The sequence below is a fragment of the Moorena sp. SIO3E8 genome (assembly GCF_010692445.1).
In the GTDB taxonomy this organism is placed as follows: domain Bacteria; phylum Cyanobacteriota; class Cyanobacteriia; order Cyanobacteriales; family Coleofasciculaceae; genus Moorena; species Moorena bouillonii.
Window position 1 is genome coordinate 134,441 of sequence record NZ_JAAHHM010000003.1, and the last position, 23,457, is coordinate 157,897.

General features: G+C 43.1%; 27 protein-coding genes. 12 read left to right on the plus strand and 15 right to left on the minus strand.

Going from position 1 to position 23,457, the window contains the following annotated elements:
- Positions 1-493: 493 nt before the first annotated feature.
- Positions 494-2,209: a VWA domain-containing protein gene (locus tag F6K46_RS02065; RefSeq protein WP_293058342.1), complete on the minus strand. Its 1,716-nt coding sequence runs from the start codon at positions 2,207-2,209 to the stop codon at positions 494-496.
- Between the two features lie 310 nt (positions 2,210-2,519).
- On the opposite strand from F6K46_RS02065, the gene upp reads away from it, so the two are divergent.
- Complete coding sequence (gene upp / locus F6K46_RS02070; protein WP_075905299.1) at positions 2,520-3,155, plus strand: uracil phosphoribosyltransferase; 636 nt, start codon at positions 2,520-2,522, stop codon at positions 3,153-3,155.
- A gap of 16 nt (positions 3,156-3,171) precedes the next feature.
- On the opposite strand, the gene F6K46_RS02075 is transcribed toward upp, so the two are convergent.
- Complete coding sequence (locus tag F6K46_RS02075) at positions 3,172-3,294, minus strand: hypothetical protein (RefSeq protein ID WP_269087104.1); 123 nt, start codon at positions 3,292-3,294, stop codon at positions 3,172-3,174.
- A 462-nt stretch (positions 3,295-3,756) separates the two neighbouring features.
- Here F6K46_RS02075 and F6K46_RS02080 point away from each other — a divergent pair, with 462 nt between their 5' ends.
- The 5 genes from F6K46_RS02080 (at position 3,757) to F6K46_RS02100 (ending at position 7,248) form a co-directional block, all read left to right on the plus strand.
- The gene (locus F6K46_RS02080; protein WP_293058347.1) at positions 3,757-4,926 is read left to right on the plus strand and encodes a filamentous hemagglutinin N-terminal domain-containing protein; all 1,170 of its coding nucleotides are present in this window, start codon (positions 3,757-3,759) and stop codon (positions 4,924-4,926) included.
- 516 nt (positions 4,927-5,442) lie between these two features.
- Positions 5,443-6,063: a hypothetical protein gene (locus F6K46_RS02085; protein ID WP_293058350.1), complete on the plus strand. Its 621-nt coding sequence runs from the start codon at positions 5,443-5,445 to the stop codon at positions 6,061-6,063.
- Positions 6,064-6,084: 21 nt separating this feature from the next.
- A complete protein-coding gene (locus F6K46_RS02090; RefSeq protein WP_293058421.1) occupies positions 6,085-6,306 on the plus strand; it encodes a tetratricopeptide repeat protein in 222 nt (73 codons plus the stop codon).
- A gap of 170 nt (positions 6,307-6,476) precedes the next feature.
- Entirely contained in the window at positions 6,477-6,722 is a 246-nt protein-coding gene (locus F6K46_RS02095; protein WP_293058353.1) for a hypothetical protein, read from the plus strand.
- A complete protein-coding gene (locus tag F6K46_RS02100; protein ID WP_293058356.1) occupies positions 6,691-7,248 on the plus strand; it encodes a CHAT domain-containing protein in 558 nt (185 codons plus the stop codon). Before F6K46_RS02095 ends, F6K46_RS02100 begins: the two co-directional genes overlap by 32 nt.
- Here F6K46_RS02100 and F6K46_RS02105 read toward each other — a convergent pair.
- Complete coding sequence (locus tag F6K46_RS02105; protein WP_293058359.1) at positions 7,177-7,401, minus strand: hypothetical protein; 225 nt, start codon at positions 7,399-7,401, stop codon at positions 7,177-7,179. The genes F6K46_RS02100 and F6K46_RS02105 overlap by 72 nt on opposite strands.
- 153 nt (positions 7,402-7,554) lie before the next feature.
- Here F6K46_RS02105 and F6K46_RS02110 point away from each other — a divergent pair, with 153 nt between their 5' ends.
- Positions 7,555-8,814: a glycosyltransferase family 1 protein gene (locus F6K46_RS02110; protein ID WP_293058362.1), complete on the plus strand. Its 1,260-nt coding sequence runs from the start codon at positions 7,555-7,557 to the stop codon at positions 8,812-8,814.
- Here F6K46_RS02110 and F6K46_RS02115 read toward each other — a convergent pair.
- The gene (locus F6K46_RS02115; RefSeq protein ID WP_293058365.1) at positions 8,776-8,934 is read right to left on the minus strand and encodes a hypothetical protein; all 159 of its coding nucleotides are present in this window, start codon (positions 8,932-8,934) and stop codon (positions 8,776-8,778) included. The genes F6K46_RS02110 and F6K46_RS02115 overlap by 39 nt on opposite strands.
- Before the next feature lie 25 nt (positions 8,935-8,959).
- Here F6K46_RS02115 and F6K46_RS02120 point away from each other — a divergent pair, with 25 nt between their 5' ends.
- Both F6K46_RS02120 and F6K46_RS02125 read left to right on the plus strand, forming a co-directional pair.
- Positions 8,960-9,139: a hypothetical protein gene (locus tag F6K46_RS02120; RefSeq protein WP_293058367.1), complete on the plus strand. Its 180-nt coding sequence runs from the start codon at positions 8,960-8,962 to the stop codon at positions 9,137-9,139.
- A 213-nt stretch (positions 9,140-9,352) separates the two neighbouring features.
- On the plus strand, positions 9,353-9,718 hold the full coding sequence (locus F6K46_RS02125; RefSeq protein ID WP_293058369.1) for a hypothetical protein: 366 nt from the start codon (positions 9,353-9,355) through the stop codon (positions 9,716-9,718).
- A gap of 15 nt (positions 9,719-9,733) precedes the next feature.
- Here F6K46_RS02125 and F6K46_RS02130 read toward each other — a convergent pair whose 3' ends face one another.
- From F6K46_RS02130 to F6K46_RS02155, 6 genes are all read right to left on the minus strand, one after another.
- Positions 9,734-9,901, minus strand: a complete 168-nt coding sequence (locus F6K46_RS02130) for a hypothetical protein (RefSeq protein WP_293047769.1) — start codon at positions 9,899-9,901, stop codon at positions 9,734-9,736.
- Positions 9,888-10,481 carry a sigma-70 family RNA polymerase sigma factor gene (locus tag F6K46_RS02135; protein ID WP_293058371.1) on the minus strand — a complete coding sequence of 198 codons (594 nt, stop codon included), beginning with the start codon at positions 10,479-10,481 and terminating at the stop codon, positions 9,888-9,890. Before F6K46_RS02135 ends, F6K46_RS02130 begins: the two co-directional genes overlap by 14 nt.
- A 329-nt stretch (positions 10,482-10,810) precedes the next feature.
- On the minus strand, positions 10,811-11,176 hold the full coding sequence (locus F6K46_RS02140; protein WP_293116723.1) for a hypothetical protein: 366 nt from the start codon (positions 11,174-11,176) through the stop codon (positions 10,811-10,813).
- A gap of 568 nt (positions 11,177-11,744) precedes the next feature.
- Positions 11,745-12,731 carry a cysteine synthase A gene (locus tag F6K46_RS02145; RefSeq protein WP_293058375.1) on the minus strand — a complete coding sequence of 329 codons (987 nt, stop codon included), beginning with the start codon at positions 12,729-12,731 and terminating at the stop codon, positions 11,745-11,747.
- Between the two features lie 294 nt (positions 12,732-13,025).
- Positions 13,026-13,664: a peroxiredoxin gene (locus F6K46_RS02150; protein WP_293058379.1), complete on the minus strand. Its 639-nt coding sequence runs from the start codon at positions 13,662-13,664 to the stop codon at positions 13,026-13,028.
- Between the two features lie 155 nt (positions 13,665-13,819).
- Positions 13,820-14,017 carry a hypothetical protein gene (locus F6K46_RS02155; RefSeq protein WP_293058381.1) on the minus strand — a complete coding sequence of 66 codons (198 nt, stop codon included), beginning with the start codon at positions 14,015-14,017 and terminating at the stop codon, positions 13,820-13,822.
- 67 nt (positions 14,018-14,084) lie between these two features.
- On the opposite strand from F6K46_RS02155, the gene psbU reads away from it, so the two are divergent.
- The gene (psbU, locus tag F6K46_RS02160) at positions 14,085-14,534 is read left to right on the plus strand and encodes a photosystem II complex extrinsic protein PsbU (RefSeq protein ID WP_293058423.1); all 450 of its coding nucleotides are present in this window, start codon (positions 14,085-14,087) and stop codon (positions 14,532-14,534) included.
- Between the two features lie 235 nt (positions 14,535-14,769).
- On the opposite strand, the gene F6K46_RS02165 is transcribed toward psbU, so the two are convergent.
- Positions 14,770-17,814, minus strand: a complete 3,045-nt coding sequence (locus F6K46_RS02165) for a plasmid replication protein, CyRepA1 family (RefSeq protein ID WP_293058383.1) — start codon at positions 17,812-17,814, stop codon at positions 14,770-14,772.
- Between the two features lie 240 nt (positions 17,815-18,054).
- Here F6K46_RS02165 and F6K46_RS02170 point away from each other — a divergent pair, with 240 nt between their 5' ends.
- A complete protein-coding gene (locus F6K46_RS02170; protein ID WP_293058385.1) occupies positions 18,055-19,302 on the plus strand; it encodes an ArsB/NhaD family transporter in 1,248 nt (415 codons plus the stop codon).
- A 72-nt stretch (positions 19,303-19,374) separates the two neighbouring features.
- The gene (locus tag F6K46_RS02175; protein WP_293058387.1) at positions 19,375-19,959 is read left to right on the plus strand and encodes a Uma2 family endonuclease; all 585 of its coding nucleotides are present in this window, start codon (positions 19,375-19,377) and stop codon (positions 19,957-19,959) included.
- A 104-nt stretch (positions 19,960-20,063) separates the two neighbouring features.
- Here the strand turns inward: F6K46_RS02175 and F6K46_RS02180 are convergent, their stop codons facing one another.
- The 4 genes from F6K46_RS02180 to F6K46_RS02195 form a co-directional block, all read right to left on the minus strand.
- Entirely contained in the window at positions 20,064-20,393 is a 330-nt protein-coding gene (locus F6K46_RS02180) for a XisI protein (RefSeq protein ID WP_293058389.1), read from the minus strand.
- A gap of 392 nt (positions 20,394-20,785) precedes the next feature.
- Positions 20,786-21,187 (minus strand): hypothetical protein, encoded by a 402-nt coding sequence (locus F6K46_RS02185; protein ID WP_293036824.1) that lies wholly within the window; start codon positions 21,185-21,187, stop codon positions 20,786-20,788.
- A gap of 848 nt (positions 21,188-22,035) precedes the next feature.
- Positions 22,036-22,917: a hypothetical protein gene (locus tag F6K46_RS02190; protein WP_075905233.1), complete on the minus strand. Its 882-nt coding sequence runs from the start codon at positions 22,915-22,917 to the stop codon at positions 22,036-22,038.
- Positions 22,918-22,941: 24 nt separating this feature from the next.
- On the minus strand, positions 22,942-23,262 hold the full coding sequence (locus F6K46_RS02195; RefSeq protein WP_075905231.1) for an AAA-like domain-containing protein: 321 nt from the start codon (positions 23,260-23,262) through the stop codon (positions 22,942-22,944).
- Positions 23,263-23,457 lie beyond the last annotated feature (195 nt).

Sequence of the window (23,457 nt, forward strand, 5' to 3'; positions counted from 1 at the left end):
TTCAAAGATAGTAGATTGCTTGGATAGGGAGATAGGGAGATAGGGAGATGGGGAGATGGGGAGATGGGGGGAAGAGAAAGTTGTACGTTTGACCGCAACTTGGTATGAGTGCTGAGTGCTGAGTGTTGATCCGGTTTACCCTGATTTATGCGGTGCTTATTGCTACCGATGGATAGCAATACTTTGGTAAACGGTGGCAACATCTGGGTCATTCGAACCATGGGCAATAAATTCTTGGAGGAGAATATCGGTAGAATAAGGCGGCTGGTAAACTGAGCACAACACTTACTCTAAATTAGGATACTACAGTAGCTCGGTATAAACCGGACACCAACTACGAGTAGTACACCACCGACGTAAGCGTGCGCGTAGCGCATATGCTTACCAACCGACTAGCAAAAATATCGGATAATCAAGCTAAGTTTCATCATTATCTGATCAACGATAGCTCTATAATTGAGAGCGACTGATTATAAATTAATATTTCATAGTTTTAAAACTCCAGTTTTAAAGCTGCCATTAATTGAGAAATAGTTGATGGATCCCCTTGACGGTAGTATCCCCAATTAAATTCAGCAATTTGTTCTAGTACTTTAGGATTAAAGTCTCCTTCGTTACCGTAACCAATAGTGAAAAAGGCAATTCGCTTATCGCTGGAAAAGCCACTTTTTTCCAGTTCTTGAAACAGTTGCTCAAGACGAAGCTTAGAATCAGAATCGTCGCCATCGGTCAAAATTACTACAGCATTAATGGCACCCTCTCGGTAATTGTTTTGTAACCAGTTACGGGCTTCCAGGGCAGCATCATATAACCGATTACCCCCGTCAGGGTTGAGATTAAGAATAAACGCCATAGCGCGATCGCGTTTTTGAGGGGTGCTATCTACCAATACTGGTGGACGAATCTCGGAATCAAAATCAATCAGGGCAATTTGCTCTGTTGGTCCTAAACTCTCGATGTATGCGCCCAAGGTCTTTTTAACCGCTGCTAATTTATTCTCCGACATAGAACCGGAAGAGTTTACCAGCACCACCACTTGTGAGGGTTTTTTGGCAAATTCCTGCCAGGACTTGAGCATTGCTGCCACTACCTCTGGTTGAGGGGAACCCAGAGAATCGTATTTGGCCTTGGAGTCAACACCGAATTGACCAGAAAACTTGGCACCTAATGGCACTTCTGGTACACCTGGCCTTAAACCAAGTTCTGTGGCAATTTTTTGGACTTGGGGCGATCGCAAATAGTCAATCACCTGTTGCGCAGCAGCCTTTTCCTGCCTACTCACCCAAGGAGCTTTGGGTAAAATTGCTCGCATATTGGAGGTAAAGGTGGCCTGGGGATACACTGCCTCATAGCGGCTTTGCCCAGCTTGCTGATCGGTATTTGCAGCAATCACTGAGGACTCGTACACTGAACCAATCGATGCCCAAAATGAACCATTCTTTACCATGTCCTTTGCCAAAGAACTAGTAGAGACACCATAGCGAATCACTTTACTTTGTATAGCTTGGATCTGTGTCTGATAACCCTCCACATCTGCTACTGTCAATTGTTCTGGTCCTTTGCCAGATACACTGGCAAATTGAGCCACTAAGGTTTGTAAACCAGAATTGGAGCCAGTAGGAGCAGTGTGGACAAGGTGAATGGGCAATTGAGGGCTATTGGGATCCAGTTCCTGGTGGGTTTTGGTATTAACCAAAGCTTTGTACAAATCCGGTTGCTGCCGTAATCCATCGGCTAATTCTGCCGATGTCATAAATACCATGGGGCTATGGGCTAACAACGGCGCATCGGGAATTTCTCCAATGTAATCTTTCCCTAGAAAAATCTGATTGATCTGATCGATTAACTGACGATGATAGATTTCCCCATCCACGGAAACTAAGGTAGGAAATTCTGGCCCATTACGCTTAAGGCTACGGGATTTGAGTTGTTGTGCCAGGGATGTCAGACTAGTTACCACATCGCTACTACTTTTAGTGTCGCAGTTGAGATAAAACCCCTTGCCATTGGCTAATTTGGGCTGTTGTTGGTTAAATTGCTCGGCTGCTTGCTCGCAGAATTGCCCTAAAGCGCTACCGACTAAGAATTTGACCTCAAAGCTTTGCTGGGTTAGACGGTTGGGTTTTCCCGTGCAAGCTCCTAGAAAAAGGATAGCCAACACGGTGCTAAGGTTAATTATGCGCTGAGAATTCAAGAATTTAGTATTCATAGTATAGAATTTTTAGTTGAGATGTAAACATAGGATTGATTAAAAAAGAAAACAGCGGATTTGGGAATAGGGAACAGCAGTAAAGAGGGATGCTAGGATTTTTTGGTTTTATCATAAATCAGCATTTGTTTTCATGATATATTTGTAAATGCTATCTTATTATTGATGTTGTGATCATTAATGCGCTAATCACACTTTATATACAAATTAGCCATATACAAATTAGCCACGCAACCGTTTATTTTTGAAATAGTGTCACTTTCTGTTAAAGTCAAATAGGTCGCCACCAATCACTGATGATCAATCACTAATGATCAATAATGTCAAAGTAATTTACCATCCCCTGGTGCAGCATAAGTTAAGCCTGATGCGTCAGGCTGAAACCAGTACTGCCAAATTTCGTAAACTCCTTAAAGAAGTTGGGTTATTGTTGGCATACGAGGTAACACGGGATTTGCCCCTGAAGTATGAACCAATCAATACACCAATCTCGCCGATGCTAGCTCCGATGCTGGCTTCAGAAAAGAAGATGGTGATTGTCTCGATTATGCGAGCCGGACAGGGTCTGTTAGATGGTATTCTAGAACTCATCCCATCATCTCGTGTCGGTCATATCGGTTTGTACCGTGACCCCCATACCTTTGTGCCCATCGAATATTATTTCAAACTCCCCGATGATATGACTCAGCGAGATGTGTTGGTGGTTGATCCGATGTTAGCTACAGGTAATACTGCCGTTGCTGCTGTTGACCGACTCAAGGAAGTTAGCCCGAAGTCCATTAAGTTTCTGTGCTTATTAGCCGCACAGCAAGGGCTTGACTATTTCCAACAGCAGCATCCGGATGTAGTGATTTATACGGCGGCTATTGATCAAGAATTAGATCACCATGGCTATATTGTTCCAGGACTTGGGGATGCAGGCGATCGCTTGTATGGTACGAAGTAATCTAATATAGCGGTTTTCAATAGGGAACAGGGAACAGGGAATAGGGAACAGGGAACAGGCAAAAGGCAACAGGCAAAAGGCAACAGGCAAAAGGCAACAGGGAACAGGCAACAGGCAAAAGGCAAAAGGCAACAGGCAAAAGGCAAAAGTTTGGTATAACTCAGATCTTGCACCAGTACAGAAATACTAAATAGCCTAACGGATAACAATCAATTTCATTACAGAAACAGTCAAATATTATCACTGTTGCCTATTGCTAGCATGCCTATTGCCTACCTTCACAGGTCTATTTTAAACTTGGTGCAAGACCTCAGTATAACAGCTTTGGCAGCTTGTATCAATGTCAAACACCTTAATGCGTAGTGCTATAATCTCGAACTATTAAATTCTCCCGTTCGCGTAGCGTGACCATAGATTGTAGGGTGGGCAAAGACAGTTTGGTTCAAATGAGTATTAATGATTAAATTACTTTGCCCACCCTACTTTAGCTACTTTAGCTGACAACTGACAGCTGACGATTTGTAAGTTTAACCATCGGTGATGGGAAAAATAACCATATCCCACTCAAACCGAAGTTACATCAGCCACCAGGGTCAAGTTGATGAACCAAACTATTCAGCGATGCTATTTACTCGGCCATCTTTTACTCTCTAGTGTCCTCATCCCCAATATCGCCACCGCCCAAATCAGCAGTGATGGCACCTTATCCACTACGGTTAATAGTGATGATGGAGTGAATTTCTTGATTGAATCTGGCGTACGCACTTCAGATAATTTGTTTCATAGCTTCTCGGAATTTTCTGTACCCAGCAACGGGTCAGCCTTTTTTAACAATGCTGGGGATATTGTCAATATCTTTAGCCGTGTCACCGGAGGAAATATTTCTAACATTGACGGCTTGATTCGTGCTAATGGTAACGCTAATTTATTTCTGATTAATCCAGCCGGGATTATCTTTGGGCAAAATGCTTCGTTGAATATTGGTGGTTCATTTTTTGCTACTACTGCCGAGAGTGTAGTATTTGGAAATGGGATTGAATTTAGTGCCACTGAACCAAACCAAGCACCGTTATTAACGATTAATATTACCCCTGGTTTACAGATGGGAACAAATCCCGGAACTATTACAGTAAATGGTCCAGGACAGATCCTAAATGGCAGTATTTTCGCACCTTTCGATCGCAGTAATCTTGGATCCCAATTACAGGTTCAACCAGGGAATACTTTAGCCTTGGTAGGTCTCATTGAAAGTAGCTTGATCAACGCCAATGCTAATCGAGGCAATGGTGGAGATATTGCCATTACTACCCAAGGCTTATTTGTGTTTCCAGATAGTGCCATTACCGCTAGTTCTCAGTTTGGGGTAGATGGGGTGATCACCATTAACAATCCTGACGCCGATCCGGCTAATGGCTTAGTTCAACTACCCACAGATACTAGCGATCGCACTCAACAAATCGCTGAAGGTTGCCGTTGGACTGCCACCAGTAGTTTTTATATTACCGGACGGGGTGGCATACCCCAAGATCCCAGTGCCATGGTACGGGGTGGCCAAATTTTATCGGATGTGCGGGATATATCGGATCTATCCATAGTGCGCGCCATACCCGAAGCTGAAGATCGTAAAGCACACACTAATACCAAAGCACCGATAGTGGAAGCTAATGCTTGGATTATTAATGAGGAAGGTAATGTGGAATTAGTCGCTGTTGTCAACTCGAACCAGGCGCTCGATTTTCTGCGAGCAACTTGTGCGATTAAAGAGGATTAGATTGTAGGGTGGGCAAAAACAGTTTGGTTTCAATCAGTTTTTAGCTTGTAGGGTGGGCAAAAACAGTTTGGTTCCAATCAGTATTAATGATTAAATTACTTTGCCCACCCTACTTTAGCTGATTACTGGTAAGGTGGGCAAAGACAGTTTGCTTGAAATCAGTATTAATGAGAGCGATTACTTTTTACTGGTAAGGTGGGCAAAGACAGTTTGGTTCCAATCAGTATTAATGATGAGATGACTTTGCCCACCCTACTTTAACTGCTAAGGTGGGCAAAGACAGTTTGGTTCCAATCAGTATTAATGATTAGAGTATTTTGCCCACCCTACTTTAACTGCTAAGGTGGGCAAAAACAGTTTGGTTCCAATCAATATTAATGATTAGAGTATTTTGCCCACCCTACTTTAACTGATTACTGGTAAGGTGGGCAAAAACAGTTTGGTTCAAATGAGTATTAATGAGAGCGATTACTTTGCCCACCCTACTTTAATCATTAATCTATTACCAAGATAATCATGAAAACCATCCTAAATTTAGTCACCGTCGGATTACCCAGTTTATTGCTAGCACTGACAGCTACTCCTAGTTTAGCGATCGCATCCCCTCACCACTCTGAAATCACTATTGCTACCACTCTGCAGGCTCAAACTCCTCAGGCTACCAGTCAAGTTAGTAAACTTAACCAAGGCAGAGCCTATTTCAACAGGGGACAATTTGCCCAAGCAGCGGAAATTTGGGAACAAGCAGCCCAAGATTACGCAACTCGGGGTGACTCTCTCCATCAAGCCTTGAGTTTGAATTATCTATCCTTAGCTTACCAACACCTAAGTCAGTGGGACCTTGCCCAAACCGCTATTGAATCCAGCCTTAAGTTAGTCGAATCAGCTACCAGTAACAATCCTCTGCTGTGGGCGCAAATTCTTAATACCAAAGCCAGACTCCTTTTCCACACTGGACAAAACCAATCTGCCTTAGAAACATTTAAACAGGCACAAAAGTATTATAATCAAGGTGGAGATAAAATTGGTGCTTTGATTAGCAAAATTAACCAAGCTGAAGCCCTGCAAAGCTTAGGATTTTATAATCGTGCTAAACGTCTACTGGAAGAGATTAATCAACAATTAGCAATTACATAAAATTATGCCGTTAAAGTAGGAATACTCAGAAGTTTAGGCATCGCTTTAGAAGTGTTGGGGGATGTAAGCGCTAGTAGAGATGTACTCGAACAAAGCTTATCTATTGCGGAGGATATCGAAGCCACTAACCAATTAGGAATTATCCGGTTGAGTTTAGGCAATACAGCCCTTGATTCTGGAGATAATTCAGCAGCATTAGATTACTTTAAACGGGCAGAAAGTGCGAGTACTAATCCAGAATAAAAAGTTAAAACTCGCCTCAACCAACTACGCCTTTATGTCCAATTGCCGCCTATACCGAAGCAGTCAAAGACTTAAAAAGCTTGCGCGGTGATTTGGTTTCCATTAATCCAGATATCCAGTTTTCCTTCCGAAAAAGCGTTGAACCAGTATACCGAGAACTGGTATAATTGTTGCTAGAAGGTAATCCTAGTCAAGATTACCTGAAAAAGGCACGGCAGTTAATTGAGGATTTACAATTAGCAGAATTAGATAACTTTTTCCGGCAAGCTTGTTTAGATGCTAATGTTGCCGAAATTGATCAGATTGACAGGTCAGCAACAGTAATTTACCCGATTATTTTGCCAGAACGTTTAGCTGTGATTGTCTCCGCCCCCGGTAAACCCATTGGCTATTACAGGGGTGAAGCAGGAAATTGAGCAAATTGCTAAAAAGTTGAACCCAGACTCAGTCATGCTCAATCAAGACTTCACTAGCGATAGAGTTTCCCAGGAAATAACCACTAAAACCTCCAATGTGATACACTTAGCTACTCATGGTCAGTTTAGCTCCAAAGCTGAGGAGACGTTTATACTAACCTGGGAAAATAAAATTAATGTCAAAGAATTAGAGCAACTGCTGCGTACTCAAGAATTGTTGGGAGAAGACAAAATTGATTTACTCGTTCTTAGTGCTTGTCAAACTGCTAAAGGGGACGATCAAGCGATGTTAGGGTTAGCGGGTTTTGCGATTAAATCGGGAGCGCGTTCTACCTTAGGGACATTGTGGAAAGTGCGTGATGATTCCACTGCTATATTCATGAACAAGTTTTACGAATACCTAAAACAGCCAGAAATCACCAAAGCAGAAGCTGTCAGGAAAGCCCAACTAGATTTAATTGGAGATGCCAAGTTTAACGAACCTTTGTTTTGGGCACCTTTTATTCTGGTCGGTAATTGGTTGTGAAGGGAGTAGGGAGTAGGGAGTAGGGAGTAGGGAGTAGGGAGTAGGGAGTAGGGAGTAGGGAGTAGGGAATCGGGAATCGGGAATCGGGAATCGGGAATCGGGAATCGGGAACATAAAGGTGTTGATAAACGTTAATTTTATTAAAATAGTCAACAAAAATTATAGCGTTTATCGCACTTATGATGTAAAGTATTTGTTTTGAGGATAATTACCTTAAAAGGATAATTACTATTGCCTTATATAGAATTTCAAAATAGCTCATTCTTAATTCTTAATTCTTAATTCTTAATTCTTAATTCTTTTTTTATGAGCCAATTGTTGGTCAATCTCTCGATTCTATTTTCCCAACCTACGGGTATTGCTAACTATGCCGCTAATCTTTTTCCTTATTTAAAAGCTCTCGACCCTACCTTACTAATTTCTTCCACTGCGTCTAGCCGTTTCTGTAGTGCTACTACCTACACTTGCTACCCAATTCCAGGGAATTTAAGCCCTGAACAAGGCACGAAAGGACATTTTCGTCGTCTGTTGTGGACTCAGTTTCAACTGCCGCGAATTTATAAAAAATTGCGAACGGATCTTTTGTTTTCTCCTGTTCCAGAAGCTCCCCTGTTCACCAATTGCCGCTATGTGGTAATGGTTCATGATTTGATTGGGTTACGGTTTCCCCAGGGTTTCTCACCCTTAACTACCTACCAACGCTACTATATCCCCCAAGTTCTTGCTCAAGCAGAACACATCATCTGTAACTCTAGGGCTACGGCTAGAGACCTTACTGACTTCTTCAAGATTCCAGCCGCAAAAATTACCCCGGTCTTACTGGCTTACGATGCCAATCAATATTATTATCAGGACTTACGCAAGTGCCCCCTAAATCCCCCAATTCTGGGGGACTTTGACATCATTACCCCCCAGAATTGGGGGGCAGGGGGGCAAAACCAACTAAATTTCGTAAGTCCTAATTATCTGGATACAGTAGATGGGGAAAAAGATGGGGAAAACCGGGAAAATTGTCCCTATTTTCTCTACATCGGACGCCCAGACCCCCACAAAAACCTCCATCGGCTGATTGAGGCTTTCGCTGCTCTACCCAATTGCCAAGACTACCAACTCTGGATTGCTGGCGCAACGGATAAACGCTACACACCATTGCTGGAAGCCCAAGCGGAGCAACTGGATATATCCAGTCAGGTCAAATTCCTAGGATATGTCCCTCAGCACCAGTTACCGACCATGATTAGAAATGCGATCGCATTTGTATTCCCCAGTCTTTGGGAAGGCTTCGGTATTCCTGTATTAGAGGCAATGGCTTGCGGTACTCCTGTAATTACAGCTAATCTCTCCTCCTTACCGGAAGTAGCTGGAGATGCCGCTATATTAATCAATCCTTACAACCCTGAAGAAATCACAGCAGCCATGGCAGCAGTAGCAACCGATGCTCAAATGCGATCGCATCTTCGCCAATCAGGTCTTGCTAGAGCCAGTGAATTTAGTTGGCAAAAAACTGGGCAAGCTACGGTAGAGATTCTAACTCATATAGCAAAGGGAACAGGGAACAGGGAATAGGGAACAGGGAACAGGGAACAGGGAACAGGGAACAGGGAACAGGGAACAGGGAACAGGGAACAGGGAACAGGTTAACTGGTTACAGGTTAACTGGTTATTAAACCTTGGCCAAAAGGCCACGCAATCGCGTTCAACCTCTTAAACCTTGGCCTTGGCCTTTGGCCACGCTACGCGAATGGCCACGCAATCGCGTTCAACCTTCAACCTCTTAAACCTTGGCCTTGGCCTTTGGCCACGCTACGCGAATGGCCACGCAATCGCGTTCAACCTTCAACCTGATCAACCTTCAACCTTCAACCTGATCAACATTCAACCTTCAACCTGATCAACATTCAACCTGATCAACATTCAACCTTCAACCTGATCAACATTCAACCTTCAACCTGATCAAGCTTCATAGTTGCTTTAAAAAAAACCTCTTAGATATAAAGCTTTTGTGAAATCCTTTCGATTCGTGTCCTAATTACATAAAAAATCTCACTAATGTAGTGAAGCCCAATCAAGACTGAAGCCCAATCAAAGTAACAAGTGGTGTGACATGAACAGATTTTCTATGTACACGATATCAACAGAAAGCCCAACCCAATCAAATCTACGCCGATTGGAACTATTGCTGGAGTATTGCCAACTGGCAGCCCGTCCAACTTTGTCTGTGTCAGACACCAACCGTATGGCTGAGATCCTCGAACTAGCTGAAGCTGACGAAATCCTTACCCTGTTGATAGATAAAGCTGATCTAGTTATAGCCAAAAACTTTAGCTGGCTGAGTGACAATGATATTGATACCTATAAAAACCAAATCGCTAAGTTAGAAGAGTATTTAGAAATCTTTGTTTCCCAGAAATCACCTAAGACCAGTGAAACGCTACGTAATCAATTTGCTTGTTTCACTGGAAATTTTTAATAATCACCATTACATTTAGCTATCAGCGTGTCGCGTATCAGCTATCAGCTTATGGGCTACAGATGGTGCTACTTGAGGTGCTTTTGAATAAAATAAGCTGACGGCTAACGGCTGACGGCTGACAGCTGACGGCACCTCAAGTAGCGTGCGCGTAGCGCATATGCTTACTTCAGGATAAGCCATAGTCTTCGAGCATAGAGTTGTCGATATCAAAAAAATAGTCTCTCAAAACTTTCCTCATACGCTGATATCGTTTTCGCAAGGCTGTATTACTTGCCAAGTTCAGGCGTTCTTCAATTTGAATCCAGGACAATTCCTCCATCACTCGTAACACAAAAATATCAAAATCTAGAGGACTTACTAGTTGTCTAATATCTGACAGTATTTCCTTGACATATTCATCCGATAAATAATCGGAACCATCATTGGAGCTAATCTGGTATTCTATAGAGCTAAACTCACGTTCTTTTTTCCAATGCTTTCCTTTCTTGGCAAAATGCTCTCTAATCACATTTAAGCAGGTTGTTCTTAGCCAAGCTGATGGATTTTCAATATCTTGTCCAGATTCAATTTTGCTAACTCCGCGAATATAGCTTTCGATAAAGATGTCAAAGATATCAAATTTGTGTTCAAGGTTGAACTGCTTGAGTCGGAATTCAATAAATGCAAACAGTCCAGATTTCTCTCGTTGGTTTAAAATAGAATTAACAGCGGCATCAAATTGTTTACGATTAGGGGACTTTGGAGGTTTTCTAGGTTGCATATAGTGTAGTTCCTCGGTAAAAATAAAAGCACATGATGCCCTGACTTTCAATTGTATTTGAGAAACTTTATGATCACTATTACTCACTTAGTGACGATTAAGTCTCGATTTGTGACATTGATAAGTAGGTAGGGGAAAATAAATTGATCAAGGGTATAACCATGAAACAATGAGGTTACGGAGCTGTGTTGCCAAATTGGCATAAAAAATCTTTCCATAGCGGTGTTTTAGTATGCCCCTACTTACATTTGTCCAAGAGTGACCCTAATGACTATAGCCCTTATGATCATCAAAGAATTACCACATTAGTTGCCACATTAGTTGCCACATTAGTTGTAGGTGCCCATGGCGTGGGTCGGCGATGCTTGGTCCCAATTCCCTGTGGTCAGCTCCCAGTCAAAACTGCTGTAGACGTAAGTGATTCGGATATGCTCTAGGATTATGTAGAAGCAGGTAGCTTTTAGCCAGTCTGAGGGGTCTTGAATATCTTGTCCAGATTCAATTTTGCTAACCCCACGAAGACAGCCTTCAAAAAGTATCTGGCCTATATCAAGTTCCTGTTCAAGATTGAAGTACTGGAGTTGGCGTTTAATAAATGTATATACCTCAGAGTTTTCTTTTTGGTTCCAGCTAGAATCAACTACTGCATCAAATTTTTGACGATTAGGGGATTTTAGGAGGTCTTGGGTTTGCATCGGGTGTACTTCCTCTAGAAAAATCAACATACAAAGTTAAGGCTTATTACTTCAGTTTTTCTTGAAAAAGCCTAATCATTATTCTTAATAAATAATGAGAATTAAGTCTTGATTTGTGACACTGATCTAGACTAATCTAGTTTGAGCGGTCAGCTAAGCCGCGACGCCCATGCTACACTTTCTGCAAACAGCTACTAGCCCCTAGACCTATACAGGCAAGGAGCTTAGGTTTGAGTTATAACCAAAAGCTAAGTTGACTTGAGGTGTCTTTCCAAAGTGGAAAGCCTTGGCACGAGTGTCTGTAGGTGTCTTTTTAGGGACATCCGTGGTGCTTAGGCTCCTCAAGGTGCTCACAGAGCAAGGCTTGATATTGATCCATATCAATTACAATACCAAGTTTGCTTGCATATGTGACAGTACTCAAAAGGGTACTTTTATTTGTTTTTATTTGTGTTATTCTTAAAGATTAGTAACAAGTGTCAAGGATTTCTTTCTACTCCCTGTTCCCTGTTGCCCGTTCCCATTGGCTGAATACTTACAAAGATTACGAACCCTTGATCCTTTTTCCTCAAGAGGTGCAATCACCCACAGAAAGTCCTTTAGATACCAACCATTCCCGATTGAATAGCCGTGATTGATAACGACCACCGCCATCACAAAGTACAGTCACAATTGTATGACCAGGTCCCATTTGTTTAGCCAGAGCAACAGCAGCTCCGACATTAATCCCGACAGACCCTCCCATAAATAATCCATCCCGACTCAGCAGCTGGTAAACTACCCGGAGACATTCGTGGTCATCAATTTGAATCGCATCATCAATGGGAGCCCCTTCCATATTGCCAGTAATACGGCTGTTACCGATACCTTCTGTAATAGAGCTACCTTCCGGTTTAATTTCACCAGTCTTGACATAACTGTATAAACCACTGCCCATGGGGTCAGCCACCACACATTGAAGGTTAGGATTTTTTTCTTTCAAATACATCGCTACCCCTGCATAGGTCCCACCTGTCCCAGTTGCTGAGACCCAAGCATCAATTTTCCCGTCAGTTTGCTGCCACAGTTCTGGCCCAGTGGTTTCATAATGAGCTTGTCGGTTTGCCAAATTATCAAACTGATTCGCCCAGATGGCATTATCCATCTCTTGGGCAATGCGTCCAGAAAGCTTTACATAATTATTCGGGTCTTTGTAGGGTACTGCTGGCACTGGGCGGACTTCAGCTCCCAGTGTTCTGAGGGTATCCATTTTTTCTTGGGATTGAGTTTCCGGGATAATAATCAGGCACTTGTATCCCTTGGCATTACAGATATGGGCTAGACCAATGCCCGTATTGCCAGCGGTTCCTTCAACAACTGTACCCCCAGGCTTGAGTAAGCCTTTTTCTTCTGCATCTTTAATAATATAGAGGGCAGCTCGGTCTTTTACAGAACCGCCTGGATTGAGAAACTCCGCTTTCCCTAGGATTTCACAACCCGTTTCTTCGCTAAAGCTGTTTAACCGAATAAGTGGTGTATTCCCAATTGTGTCAACAAAACCTGTTGTGATATCCATTTTAATCAAGTTTAAATTATAAAGAATGAAGAATGAAGAATGAAGAATGAAGAATGAAGAATGAAGAATTAAAAATTAAACATTAAGAATGAAGGATGAAGAATCCTTAATCCTTCATCCTTCAGACCTGATAATTATTTTATATCATGTCAGGATAATTACCCTGTCTTGATGCAGTCGCTCATGGGGGAAACCCCCTTTGGCGGCGCTGCATCGCTTAATAAAAATCTCCCCCATCTCCCCATCTCCCCATCTCCCCACACTTTTATTATCGGTATTCAACCGAACTTGATATTACTTGTTAGGTTGGGGTGTCATCCGCAGATAGGGCTTAATTACCTCATATCCTTTGGGAAACTTTTCCTTCAACTCTTCTGGATCTTTGATGGATGGTACAATGACGCAGTCATCCCCGTCTTTCCAGTTAACAGGAGTAGCGACTTTATAGTCATCGGTCAACTGTAGGGAGTCAATCACCCGCAGGATTTCGTCAAAGTTACGACCGGTGCTAGCAGGGTAGGTTAACACTAACCGCAATTTCTTCTGTGAGTCGATGACGAAAACAGAGCGTACGGTTAGGGTATTGTCAGCGTTGGGGTGGATCATATCGTAAAGGTCAGACACCTTTTTATCTGGATCCGCCAAAATCGGGTAGTTGACCGTTGTTGTCTGGGTTTCGTTGATATCTCCAATCCAGCCTTTGTGGGAGTCAACATCATCCACGCTCAAGGCTATCACTTTAACATTGCGCTTCTCAAATTCGGGCTTGAGTTTAGCAACCATACCTAACTCGGTGGTGCAAACTGGGGTGAAGTCCGCTGGGTGAGAAAACAGCACTACCCAGCTATCTCCTGCCCATTCATACAAATTAATCTCACCTTCGCTAGAATTCTGAGTAAAGTCGGGTACGGTATCCCCCAATCGTAGAGTCATGGCTAAATCCTGTTGCTATTTTTTCTTCTCAGGATAGATATCTTGCCACAAAAGTCAGATTTATCCGTCAGCTTTTAGATCTATTTTAGGATTTGCTTAGGAATTCGTTAAACATGAGACTCACCCAAGGTGAAAGTCCTGACAGGGGTAGGTTTTTAGGTGTCGGTCGGGAATCGGGAATCGGGAATCGGGAATCGGAACCCTAACCCCTCCCAGGAGGGGAAGAGCGGGAAATGGGGAGAATTATCCCGGAAATTATTGTATATTTTGATACATAGACGGTGGGAATCGTCTTCTGGAAAAAGTTTAGGTCTTGTGTCTGGACTTCGATAATATGAGATGATAGGAAACAAAAATTAAACTAAACCCACAGAGATTAATTTCTCTTCGTGCTGTGTTGTGTAAGTAAGGAGTTTTATGATGAAAAAATTGGGTCATCTGGCAGTGCTATGCCTTCTAGTGCTTAGCTTGGGGTGCTTAGGCTTACCCCAAAATGCGATCGCTTCCCCTATGTCTTCAGCAGACACATTTTCGTTAAATAACTTAACGTTGCCCTCATCTACGGCTTTAATCGCTCGTTCCCGGAGCAATGAGGCTGATCGCAAGTTATCCACCGAGTTTGGTGAGAAGATTGACCTGAACAATACTCATGTCCGAAAGTTTCGCCAATATCGCGGATTCTACCCAACCTTGGCTGGTAAGATTGTTCAAAATGCTCCCTACAAGTCCGTAGAAGATGTTCTGAACATTCCGGGACTAAGCGCACGCCAGAAGAAAAACTTACAAGCTCACCTTGATGATTTTACCGTGACTAAGACCTCAGAGGTTTATAATGCGGGCGATGATCGCTATAATCCTGGCGTGTACTAACAACGCCATTGGTGGTTAACTTTAAATTTCCTGTCTCAAAATAAAGCTTTTCTAGCTAAGCGCTAAGCGCTTAGCTAGATCAATTTAGGTTTTGAAGGGCTTTGACTCAGCTGAGCACAAAAACTAGCTGGAATAGTTGACGGTACGTGCTTGTCCGTCAAGGTAATAAACTCCGAGACAGTTGTGTTGATTATCCCTAAACATTCAGACTAAAAATTAAAACTAAACATTAAGACTAAACATTCAAACACAATTGAACATAATTACTGTTTTCTGAATCCACTGACTGAGTGTTACCCGACCTAGGGGATAAACCATTATCCAGCCAACTCTGACTAGTGCGTAACCTTTGACCATCACTAGCTAACCAGCTCTGGAACACTTCCATGCGACCATCTTCTGGACTAACTAGCTGATAAACTCTGAACCGCTTTTTTCCTTGGCTCTGATAACGAATACACTGCAAGCCATAGCCGATTTTATCTAAGAAGCGCCTGATAATAACAATCGGAGTTGCTTTTTTAGCTAGTCCTATCCCGGTGATGGTTTTGATAGCACAACGGTTTGCTAATGCGATCGCAGCCATCTCCTGCAAGTCCTGATCAGTATTTTTGAGTTCTCGTTCCAGATTTTCTAATAGAATTGGTATCCCCAAAACCTTCATAGTACCAATCATCGCTCCGAGCACAGCACGATTGAAATCCGGTAGAAATATACTCCCTTGACCTTGCTCAATTAACAGTCGCGCTACCTTAGCATCCCGTTCTGCTAGATGTTGCCGACCTAGGGTAAGAAAATAATGCAGCCGTAGCTGCTTATACCAGCCTTGGTCATCTTTGAGTACTAGTTCTGGTGTGACTGGGATGCCATAACGCTGCTTTAAATCGTACTTCCGTAGTGAGCGACGCTCCGATGGGTTTTTGACTAAGCGTTTGCTAATCGTTTGATATTGGCTATCACTGAAGTCTTGACTAGATGCGATCGCATTACACTCAGCCTGATAGTTTTGGTCTCTAACTGCAGTAATCGCTGCCATCAGAGCATTCTGTGCTCCCAACTCTTCCGCTTGGGGTGAACCCTTAGACTTCTTTTTCCCAGCTTTAGTGGAACTGGCTGGGGAAACATCCATCACCAGATGACCTTCAGCACGCAATCCTGCTAGCACCGATTCCCGATAGTTCACCATGGCGGCATTGAAGCGGACAGCCATTTTAGCCCAGCACATCAACGATTCTGCTTGAAAGCCCGTATCTAAATCATCCACAGCATCGAAATCCGATTGTTGTAGCAACCGAATATTCATTTGGGTCAAACGCTGTCCAGATGCCAGTAGTGAGGATAGAGACCTGGAGCCATTACCGACGTGATTAAAGCCATAAGGGGCTACCCAGATGAACCGGGGTAGATTTTCTCGGATCCGCCCTAAGGTTTGTCTGACACTATTTTCTCCTTGCACCCCTTGGGCAATACACCACACAGAGGTAAAATGTCCCCGCAGATCAATACTCACTCCCGTTTCAATAGCAGGACTAGCTAATACAATGTCATACTCCCCTAAAACATTGTTGAGGTTATTGATACACCCCATGGCTGGATGACTGGTTTCACCAAGGGATTCCGAATCAATACGCAATATCCGGAGGTGGGGAAATTGCTTTTTTAGGTAAGCTTCTAGAGTGCAAGTACCCCATTGGCTCTTCGGTTTTTGAGCCGAAAGACACACAAACGGTTTGCCTCCTTGAGCAATGTGTGCTTCTAGCTCTCGCACTAGTCTTTTTGGTGTGCTATCGGTATAGTTATGAACTTGCCAGGATCCGTCAATGTTCGGTTTCCAGTCATTCTCAATGATGAAGGGTTCCAGGTCAACTCCAGACAAGGTCAGTAAGTAATCTATCGATATATCACTCAAGTCCGCATCCGCAATATAAACTTGACCAGACCCCCCCAAGACATTCTGGATTAGGGTTTTCAGGGATTTGAGAATAGCAACCCGATTACTCTGACAGGTGCTAGAGTTCAATCCATGCCAGAGCACTTGCTCCACTTCATCGATAATCACTACACCATCAGACCAGTTAGCGGCATTGAAGCGAGCCTGAGAATTACCATGCAAGGAGTCGAGACATAAACCATAACCTAACACCCCTTGCTTCTGATCATCCCTGACCTCAGTGATATACTTGATGCCGAAGCGTTGGCACAATGCTTCTACTAATCGCACCCGATGACCAAGCACCAATACCCATTGCTTTCGGGCTAGGGCTTGAGAGACAATTTTTTCTAGTAGTTGGGTTTTTCCAGTACCCTTAGGGGATTTAATCCCAATCAGTTGGGCTGTATCCGGAATCGGAAGTTCTTCGAGATAGCGGCAATTTACTTTAAGGTTAGCTCCATAGGTGAGCTGGGTTAGGGATTTAGCTTTCCAAGTATCCAGGGGGAGTGCTCGTTGGTAAACTTGCTCAAAGGTCTTCTGACCTTGATCAGCAATTAAATCATCTACCCCTTTGCCTAGCTGGGCATCCCAAGTTATTACCTTCACAGGGCAACCGGCTTTATTGAGCAGATATCCCATTCTACGAATGGCAGCATTGACAGCATTGATCGTATTTGGTTTCGAGTCTTGGTCAAAGACTATGTAAATCGGTCGCTCCGGAGTCGCTAGTTTCCGTAGTTGAGGAATCAAGTCAGACTTCCCAATCCGATTTCCCTGGGCATCCCTACGGATTCGATACCCACCATTAATTCCTGGTAATGCGATCGCAGCGTAACCAGCAGTGAGTAAAGCTCCAGCTTTCTTAGCGCCCTCAGTAATACACAACGGAATCGAGGGGTGAGAGATTAGCCACTGCCAAAACCCTAGATCGGGTTGATTGTGGTCAAGGTCTGTGGGGAGAATAGTAATATCATTGCGCTCAGCAATCCGTTGCCAGAGGTGGAAAGGTACTCGCAGAGCAAACAAGCCTGTGGGAGTTTTGGGGGGATGTTCATATTTAATTAGCTTCCTGGTTTCCCCACTCTGACGGGGTTGGCTGGGTTTGAAACAGCCCCAAATATCTTCCTGACCAGTAAGCAAGTCAATACCAGAACACCACCATCCCCCTTGTTCGAGGTGTTGATAGCGTTTCAGAATCGAGTTTAGCAATCGACCATCATTGCGTCTGGGCAGGGAGTCGGAATAGAAGAGATACTCAAATGGGCTAGAGCCTTCGAGAGACCTTACATTGAGGCGAGTCAGCTGTTCATCAACACTACTAGCTGTCCACTCCTGGATATGGTTCATGGGTTTGGGGAAGACTCTGGCAGAGGTCACGCTATATCTAGTGGTTTAATCTTTAACTTAAGGAATATAACACTATTTGTGACCTAATAGCTTATTTTACCTAATGCTTTAGCTTTTCTTGACAGTTCACCGTTTACCGTTCACCGTTGACTGTTGATAGTACCATAAAATCATCACTTATGCCTAGCATCGGATTACCAGTCATTAGTTATTAGTTATTTAGGGATCCGTGTAGGAATTGTGATAATTTTTGTTCCCTACTCCCTACTCCCTACTCCCTACTCCCTGTTCCCTTTGCTATTGCACCATATTCCCATAGTCTGGGCGAGAGTTGGAAACGCCACTTTCACCCTCATTTCTCTAATTATTATTGCCCTAAGTTTAGGTCAAGCAGGTTGGTTTCGGTGGTTAGCGCTTCACATAGCTAATTGGGGATGTGGTCGTGGCCATTTGCTTTTCTCCTTAGTGATCCTAGTCGGGATGTTATTGAGCAATGTGTTTACTAACGTGGCCACGACTATAGTCTGGACAGCTGCTGTGATGGAAATTTTGCTGCTGCTTGGCTTTAGTGCCAAAGCTACTCTAGCATTTGTATTTACTAGTGGTTTTATTACCGATGCCGCTAGCTTGCTACTGCCGATGAGTAATCCAGTAAATCTGATTTATGTTGATTATTTACAGATTTCCTGGTTGCGGTATGTGATGGTGATGTTGCCCGTAACCGTTGCCACAATAGCCACTAGTATCATCATTCTCTGGTTCTATTTTGAACCCGAAATCCCCCTGACCTATAACCTTGCCCGTTTACCACCACCTAATCGTGCGATTCGAGATTCCTTAATCTTTAAATTGAGTTTTCCTATTTTAGCACTACTCTTAATTGGCTACTTGTTCGCAAAAGTCCTAAATTTACCCATTGCCTGGATTGCTGCTATGGCAGCTTTAGTGATGGTGGGATTAGCAGCACGTTCCTTTAACGGTCGTGCTATTACACTTAGTTATATTTTACAGCTAGCAGGTCAACTGCCATGGCGAATTATTTTACTTATCCTAGTCCTGTTTCTATTCGGCATCGGTTTGGACAATCTTGGCATAACTGCTCTGTTGAGCCAGCGGTTGGAAATCCTTTCTAATTGGGGACTCACTTTAGCGGCTAGTGGTAGTGGTTTCCTAGCCACATTTCTTGCTAGTGTACTCAACAACTTTCCAACAGTACTGCTGAATGCTAAGGCAATTGAAAGCATTACCGATATTGATCCAGCTATAAAAGAAGTGATGATATATGGTAACTTAATTGGCTGCAACTTAGGAGCAAAAATTACTCCCTTAGGAAGTATATCAACGCTACTTTGGTTAAATGTATTGGCTTTTAGAGGACTCCAAATAAGTTGGATTTATTATATTCGCTTAACTTTTATTCTTACCATGCCAGTTTTGTTTGTTAGCTTGCTGAGTTTAGCAATTTGGTTACCATGGCTAATTGCTTGATTATATTTATGTTCACATCTTAACTAAAAATGCTATATAATAGAGAGAGGAATTCCATGGGGTTTGTGACCAATGACAATGATTACTCAAAACTCTCCCAATAAAAAATCACAACTAGTGTCATTGGAAGCATTTCTAAAACTACCAGAAACCAAACCTGCTAGTGAGTACATTGATGGCAAAATTATTCAGAAACCAATGCCACAGGGAAAACACAGCACAATTCAAGGGGAATTGGTTACTGCTATTAATCTAGTGGTGAAGCAAGAACGAATTGCTCGTGCTTTTCCAGAACTTCGGTGTACTTTTGGTGGACGCTCAACCGTTCCGGATGTATCTGTGTTTGTTTACCAGAGAATTCCTCGTGATGACAATGGCGAAATTGCCAATGTTTTCCAGGCAGCGCCTGATTGGACAATTGAGATTCTTTCACCTGACCAAAGTCAAACCAAGGTGACAAAGAATATTCTCCATTGTTTAACGTATGGGACGGCAATGGGCTGGTTGATTGATCCAGAAGAGCAAACCGTTTTCGTTTATCGTCCAAAACAGCAAATCGAAGTGTTTGATCAATCATCCGAGAAACTTCCTGTGCCATCCTTGGCTAGGGAGTTAAGCATTACTGTGGGCGATTTGTTTAGTTGGCTATTGGATTGAAGCTATAATGGTAGGGTGGTAAAAAAGCGATCGCCGATAAGCTTAATGGAAAAAGTCTATTACTTTTTGCCCACCCTACGACTAAACTGCTTTTTTGTAACAGGCTACTGGTGAGCATATCTAGTAAATTGCCTTTTGAAGGGAGACTTAAACCCTAAAACTATATCCTGTCGGGGAACTCCTGCTTCAACTAATTCATTAGCTACTCCCACTTCAGTGCCATCACTCTGAATCCAAATTTTATTATCTTTTATATCAATATGAATTAAGCTTCCATATTCCCGTCGTTGGTCATACCAGCCCACTACCATCACTAAATAATGATTGCGCTCACTATCAAAAATCATTTGAACTTCTGTATCATCATCGTTAAGGTTGATAGCGTGGGCTTTCAGGATTTTTTGGACTAATTCATGATAGTTCAATGTTTCCATGCCTTTCCGTAAACTTTGATGTATAATAGAATATATTTGGTGATAACCTAGCCATCTTTTTCCAGGGCTAACCGAACGGTGTTGTGAAAAATATCCTTGGCTGGCATAGAAAGATGGGCAATTGGAAATGACTTAGGGTTTTTAAGATTTATTATAACTGAGATCGATATAAAAAATTCCTCCCGCGCTCTACCGTAACGTCACCATCGGGAGGAATTTGAGCGGAATTATTAAATTGAGACCATAGGGTAAAAGTTAAACCTTGTTTAACTCGTGTTCGCCACACTTGCCTACCCCAAAGTTAGGTGTTTCCCTCTATAACTAAAACGATCTCACCAGGCAGTTTGTGACATTTTTTTCGACTTAGAGTCCTGTTTTCAGAACTTCCGCCGCTAAAATCTGGGACCAGGTACAAACAGATTAGCCACTTTGAACTCAGCCGCACCCACTTCCTTCAGCGAGAACGTAATCGGGTAGGGACGGGAAACACCTTTACAAAGATCCGGTTTCAGGCGGATGAAGGTAACAATGGGAGGCTGGGATTTTGCCAATATGGTTGTGAAGTCCTCTTTCTGCGTGCAGCCGTTGCTCGTCACTACGATCGTGACACCTTTTTCAGTGATGTTTATTCCATGCAATGGTTCTACCGTTTCTGCTAAAGCCGTGGGAGCTGTGACACAAAATACTGCCACTACAGCAAAGGGCAGGGTCGCTAGACCGAGTGCTAGTCTTGAGAGTGCTTTCTTCAAGGGAAGAGCAGCTGGCTTGAAGCGGTTGAATGGTGTACTTAGCATGATGTTTGAATTAATGATTTTCCGAATTTTGGCCTGATGTTAAAGGGACAGGACAGTCGAGATGATGGAGACCCTCGTGTCTCCCATCCCCTTAAGGCCGGGCCAATTTGGATTGAGCACTCAGAAGATTGAACCATAGGGTCTCCTTGTGGCTTCTGGTTCCGGGGAATTCAGGAATACTCAGGTTTCCTGCCCGATCGAAATTTGGAAAAAATTGGAATTCGGCTCAAGAAGTCCTGCGCCATTCGCGATTCTAAGAGCAGGGATATTTCATTGTCAAGAAAATAGAAGATAATCAGAGATAATTACTCTTAAGTACAAAAACTGCGGATGCTTCGCTTGTTTACAGAAAAGTACCAACGGGGGCAGTTGCGATTAGCCCGAAGGGCTACGCTACGCGATCGCATCCTTGTCAAAGCAATACCCTAAACCTGAAATAGGTTAGTTTATAATCCTAACTTATTAGTTTCAATGATTGGCTAGATTAAGTAAAGTCGTTGGTAAAATGATTCCTATCAGTGTTCCGAGATCCGCTGCTCCGAGATCCGCTGCTCCCTGCTCTCTACTCCCAGATCCGCTGCTTCCTAGAAAAATGTACCTCACCTAATTTAAAACTGCTAGAGTTACTCGTTTATTATAGCGCTATAGTTAACTGATGGAAAGTATATAGTCAGTAAACCAAGTTATAGCGCTGCACTATAGATAAGTGCTAGGCTTACCTGACCTGTGCTGAAATCTTAACTATCACCCTACCAGCCTTGCCAGCACCAAACACCTCAGCAGTCAAGTCTGAACAGTTCGACTGGGAGTTGGGTTGGTACTGAGCTTGGTATTGTGAATAGAAGTACTCAACTTTCAGCACTTTTAGGAATTTCAGCAGGTCTTTTTTCAGGACTTTCAGCAGCTGTTTTTTCAGGACTTTCAGCCGTTTCAGCAGCTCTTTTTTCAGCCATTTCAGCAGCTCTTCTCTTAGCTTCGGCCAAGGCTTCCTGCTTATCTTCTTTCCGAACTTTGCAGAACCGTGGAGCCTGATCCATTGGGGGTGCCAATTCTTCCACAAACGCGAAAGCATTTTTGTGGGGAAGGAATCGGGCTTTGACCTGGATGAATTTTGGCTTGCCCTGCTCCTTGAGCTTAGGATTGAATCGGAATGGTTTGACCGAGGAGTCCCGCCAGAATAATGGACAGTGACCAGCTTTGAGTACCCGAGTTCTTTCTGTAGCCTGGTGGTTTTTGAGATAGTTCACTAATTGTTCACTGTGGTTCCTAAAGACTGACACACAGGGAACTTTACAAACAGGGATGAACTGCCACAATCCAGCCAAGATGAAATACCCATTGCCAATCGCTTCAGCCCAAGCATGGGGTCTGTCTTCCTGTAAAATCCCAATCACCTCAAACCGGATATCCTGGAATTTGTTCCTATCTGGGAAGTGGATCGGCTTAGGATATACCACGAGGCGATGCTCTCGGTTTCCAGCCTCGATGTGCCCCTTGAGAATATCCAGCACATACCTTTTCCGGTTGTGCTTCAGCAGAAAAAAGAGTGGGTAAGCCTTACCCTGGATGGTAATGGTAGGAATTTTTTCCGACAAATCTACCTCACCAGTAATAACCCCAACAGCCATAAACTTTGGTTCTGATGGCTGAATTAGTTCAATTGGTTGAGATGGTTTTACTAATTTTCTGGGAATCTCTGGTTTTTTGATTAGTGTTAGAATTTCTGACATAATTAGAACTGATTGTTTATGTTCTTAACAAAAGACATCTAAAGAAATATAGGAAATAGGTCGAATAGGTTCCCTGGCAACTGCAAGACGAAAATAGAGACCATACAACTGACAGCTTGGCTTCGCCTGATTGCCATCGAGTCTCACCAACCCCATACTTTCTATAGGTGCGCTTGACCCATGAATAATTAAATTAGCCATGGGTCGCACCTGCTGATAGCCAGTAATCCGTTCTATCGACACCCCCTGATTAGTCCTAACAACTTGTTTCAGTCCTGATCCCAATGGGGACAGATCTGTGATCATAACCAGAAGACCTCGTAGATGGTGGCTATAAATTTTCATAGGTGCGCGCCTCCTAGGACGAGTAAATCGCCCTTGGGTCGCACCTTCTAGTGTAGGTGCTGCTTGCAAGAACTTCTTTTATGTTATCTCTCTGACGAGAAAGGTGATAAAGGCCAAGGCTGACCAGATCAGGATATCCTCCTCCCATGGCTATTAGTCCAATTGGGTTTGACTGCTATTAGTCCAATCAATACC

Excerpts from the sequence above, each read along its gene's own strand:
- F6K46_RS02065 (WP_293058342.1), bottom strand. The coding sequence starts at position 2,209 with ATGAATACTAAATTCTTGAATTCTCAGCGCATAATTAACCTTAGCACC.
- upp (WP_075905299.1), top strand. The coding sequence starts at position 2,520 with ATGATCAATAATGTCAAAGTAATTTACCATCCCCTGGTGCAGCATAAG.
- F6K46_RS02080 (WP_293058347.1), top strand. The coding sequence starts at position 3,757 with ATGAACCAAACTATTCAGCGATGCTATTTACTCGGCCATCTTTTACTC.
- F6K46_RS02085 (WP_293058350.1), top strand. The coding sequence starts at position 5,443 with ATGAAAACCATCCTAAATTTAGTCACCGTCGGATTACCCAGTTTATTG.
- F6K46_RS02110 (WP_293058362.1), top strand. The coding sequence starts at position 7,555 with ATGAGCCAATTGTTGGTCAATCTCTCGATTCTATTTTCCCAACCTACG.
- F6K46_RS02125 (WP_293058369.1), top strand. The coding sequence starts at position 9,353 with ATGAACAGATTTTCTATGTACACGATATCAACAGAAAGCCCAACCCAA.
- F6K46_RS02130 (WP_293047769.1), bottom strand. The coding sequence starts at position 9,901 with ATGGCTTATCCTGAAGTAAGCATATGCGCTACGCGCACGCTACTTGAG.
- F6K46_RS02135 (WP_293058371.1), bottom strand. The coding sequence starts at position 10,481 with ATGCAACCTAGAAAACCTCCAAAGTCCCCTAATCGTAAACAATTTGAT.
- F6K46_RS02140 (WP_293116723.1), bottom strand. The coding sequence starts at position 11,176 with ATGCAAACCCAAGACCTCCTAAAATCCCCTAATCGTCAAAAATTTGAT.
- F6K46_RS02145 (WP_293058375.1), bottom strand. The coding sequence starts at position 12,731 with ATGGATATCACAACAGGTTTTGTTGACACAATTGGGAATACACCACTT.
- F6K46_RS02150 (WP_293058379.1), bottom strand. The coding sequence starts at position 13,664 with ATGACTCTACGATTGGGGGATACCGTACCCGACTTTACTCAGAATTCT.
- psbU (WP_293058423.1), top strand. The coding sequence starts at position 14,085 with ATGAAAAAATTGGGTCATCTGGCAGTGCTATGCCTTCTAGTGCTTAGC.
- F6K46_RS02165 (WP_293058383.1), bottom strand. The coding sequence starts at position 17,814 with ATGAACCATATCCAGGAGTGGACAGCTAGTAGTGTTGATGAACAGCTG.
- F6K46_RS02175 (WP_293058387.1), top strand. The coding sequence starts at position 19,375 with ATGACAATGATTACTCAAAACTCTCCCAATAAAAAATCACAACTAGTG.
- F6K46_RS02180 (WP_293058389.1), bottom strand. The coding sequence starts at position 20,393 with ATGGAAACATTGAACTATCATGAATTAGTCCAAAAAATCCTGAAAGCC.
- F6K46_RS02185 (WP_293036824.1), bottom strand. The coding sequence starts at position 21,187 with ATGCTAAGTACACCATTCAACCGCTTCAAGCCAGCTGCTCTTCCCTTG.
- F6K46_RS02190 (WP_075905233.1), bottom strand. The coding sequence starts at position 22,917 with ATGTCAGAAATTCTAACACTAATCAAAAAACCAGAGATTCCCAGAAAA.
- F6K46_RS02195 (WP_075905231.1), bottom strand. The coding sequence starts at position 23,262 with ATGAAAATTTATAGCCACCATCTACGAGGTCTTCTGGTTATGATCACA.